The 2528-nt window shown below is 69.8% G+C and carries 2 protein-coding genes; one reads left to right on the top strand and one right to left on the bottom strand.

All coding sequences use genetic code 11. The features are described 5' to 3' along the window. The coding region (locus tag K0M70_RS05730) for a transglycosylase SLT domain-containing protein (protein ID WP_290780464.1) at positions 1–760 on the bottom strand (760 nt) is incomplete at its 3' end. A gap of 105 nt (positions 761–865) precedes the next feature. On the opposite strand from K0M70_RS05730, the gene K0M70_RS05725 reads away from it, so the two are divergent. Beyond that, a complete protein-coding gene (locus K0M70_RS05725) occupies positions 866–2362 on the top strand; it encodes a helicase HerA-like domain-containing protein (protein WP_290780461.1) in 1497 nt (498 codons plus the stop codon). The last annotated feature ends 166 nt before the right edge of the window (positions 2363–2528 follow it).

The raw sequence follows: 2528 nt of genomic DNA, 5'->3' as shown, positions 1-2528 counted from the left end.
CGCTGGCGCGCGCGGCCAGCTGCGGGTCGTAGCGGGTGTCGAAACCGTCGCGCCAGCCCAGGCCGAAGCGCGCGCCCGTGGCCGGCATGAACTGCATCGGGCCGGCGGCGCCGGCGCGCGACACCGCGTGCACGCGGCCGTTGGACTCCTTGGCCAGGATGCCGAACAGCAGCGCCTCGGGCAGGCCGGCCTTTTCATACTCGGGCCACATCAGGAAACGCATCTGCTGGTAGTTTTCCCAGCTGGTGATCAGGCTGGGGCGCATCCAGGTAAGCCACTCGGCCATGGCGGCCTTCACGGGCTCGTTGAGTTCGATCAGTTCACGCAGGTCGCGGCCCTTGAGCAGGGTGATGGAGCGACCGGCCTCGGGCATGGCGCCCAGCACGCCCGATCGCTCGGCGCTGCCACCTATGCCCGACTCGGCCGCGGCGAAGCCTTCGCCGCCGGCCGCCAGGTCGGCGCCCTGCTGCACCAGTGCGTCGTAGGCGGCCAGGAAGCGCGAGGTGTCGCAGCCGCGGGTGTCACCGCAGCGGCGCGCGGCGTCGAGCATCTGCGCCGACGCCTTGCGCACCGCCTCCCGGCCCGGGCCCGATTCACCCTTGCGGATCTGGGCCACGCCGGCGCGATAGCCGTCGCTCGACTCGGCCAGGACGTCGTAAAGCTTCTGGGTATTGGCCGAAACGCGGCGGGCCTCCGCGCCGGGGGCGCCGAGCAGCGCCACGACAGCCGGGATGATTACGAACAGGGAGGACACGCGCATGGGAAGGTTCCGGAGTGCAGGGGCGCAGCCTAGCGGCCACGGCGGCGCGGCGGCAAGCCGCGGGCTAGAATCAGCCATCACCATCCACCCCGGAGCAGCCCCTCGATGAGCGACATCCTGATCGGCAAGGGCGACCTGCCCGTGCGCCTGCTGGGCAAATACGGCAATCGCCATGGCCTGGTGGCCGGCGCCACGGGCACCGGCAAGTCGGTCACCCTGATGGTGATGGCCGAAGGATTTTCGCGGCTGGGCGTACCGGTGTTCATGGCCGACGTGAAAGGCGACATCGCCGGCCTGGCGATGGCCGGAACGTCGAACGAAAAGATCGCCGCACGCGTGCAGCAGATCGGCGTCGAAGGCTACGGCAACGAAGCCAGCCCGGTGGTGTTCTGGGACCTGTACGGCAAGCTCGGCCACCCCGTGCGCACCACCGTGTCCGAGGTCGGCCCGGCGCTGATGTCACGCATGCTCGAACTCAACGACGTGCAGTCGGGCGTGATGGACATCGCCTTCAAGCTGGCCGACGACCAGGGTCTGCTGCTGCTGGACCTGGACGACCTGCGCGCCCTGCTGAACTTCGTCAGCGAGAACAAGTCCGAGATCGGCAAGCAGTACGGGCTGGTCAGCCCGCAGTCGGTGGCCGCCATCCAGCGTTCGCTGCTGCGGCTGGAACAGGACGGCGGCGAACAGTTCTTCGGTGAGCCGGCGCTGCAGTTGGCCGACCTGATGCGCCAGGACATGTCCGGCCGCGGCATCATCAACCTGCTGGCGGCCGACCAGCTGATCCTGCGTCCCAGGCTGTACTCGAGCTTCCTGCTGTGGCTGCTTTCGGAGCTGTTCGAGACCCTGCCCGAGGTGGGCGACCTGGACGTGCCCAAGCTGGTGTTCTTCTTCGACGAGGCGCACCTGCTGTTCGACGACTGCCCGCCGGCGCTGCAGCAGCGCGTGGAACAGGTGGTCCGCCTGATCCGCTCCAAGGGCGTGGGCGTGTACTTCTGCTCGCAAAACCCCGACGACATCCCCGACACCGTGCTGGGCCAGTTGGGCAACCGCGTGCAGCACGCGCTGCGCGCCTACACCCCGCGCGACCAGAAGGCGGTGCGCACCGCCGCCGAAACCTTCGTACAAAACCCCAAGCTCGACGTCGCCAAGGTGATCGGCGAGCTGGGCGTGGGCGAGGCCCTGGTGTCCATGCTGCTCGACAAGGGCATCCCGATGCCGGTGGAGCGCGCACTGATCGCGCCGCCGCGCTGCCGCATGGGCGCCATCACCCCCGAGGAGCGCGCCGCCGTGCGCAACCGCAGCCCGGTCGGCGGGAAGTACGACTCCGCCATCAACCGTGAGTCGGCGTTCGAGATGCTGGCCAAGCGCGCCGAGCAGGCGACCGCGCCCGATCCCCAGGCAGGCGGGCAAACGCAGGCCCCCGGCAAGGCCGCCGAGCCGGCGCCTTCCAGGATGGACGAGTTCCTGTGGGGCACCAAGCGGCGCCAGGGCGCGGTGGAAGCGGCGGCGAAATCGGCTACGCGCACCGTGGCCAACGGCATCGGTCGCCAGATCCTGCGCGGCCTCCTGGGCGGCCTGCTGGGCGGCAAGAAGCGCTGACTTGAAGCGGCGCTTCAGCGGCCGCCGCCCCCCCCCCCCCCCCCCCCCCCCTAATTTGACCCGGGGGGGTGGTATGACGACGATATTCCCCGCGTAAACGCATTGCCCAAACCCGAGCCCATGCTCGCCCGGCCCATCGCTCCTATCGGCCCGCGACCGTGGTACC

This window comes from Arenimonas sp. (genome assembly GCF_019459675.1).
Classification (GTDB): Bacteria; Pseudomonadota; Gammaproteobacteria; order Xanthomonadales; family Xanthomonadaceae; genus Arenimonas.
This window is presented reverse-complemented; position numbering and strand designations above follow the sequence as displayed.

Bases quoted from the DNA above. Each gene is read 5' to 3' on its own strand.
- K0M70_RS05725 (WP_290780461.1), top strand. From the start codon at position 866: ATGAGCGACATCCTGATCGGCAAGGGCGACCTGCCCGTGCGCCTGCTG.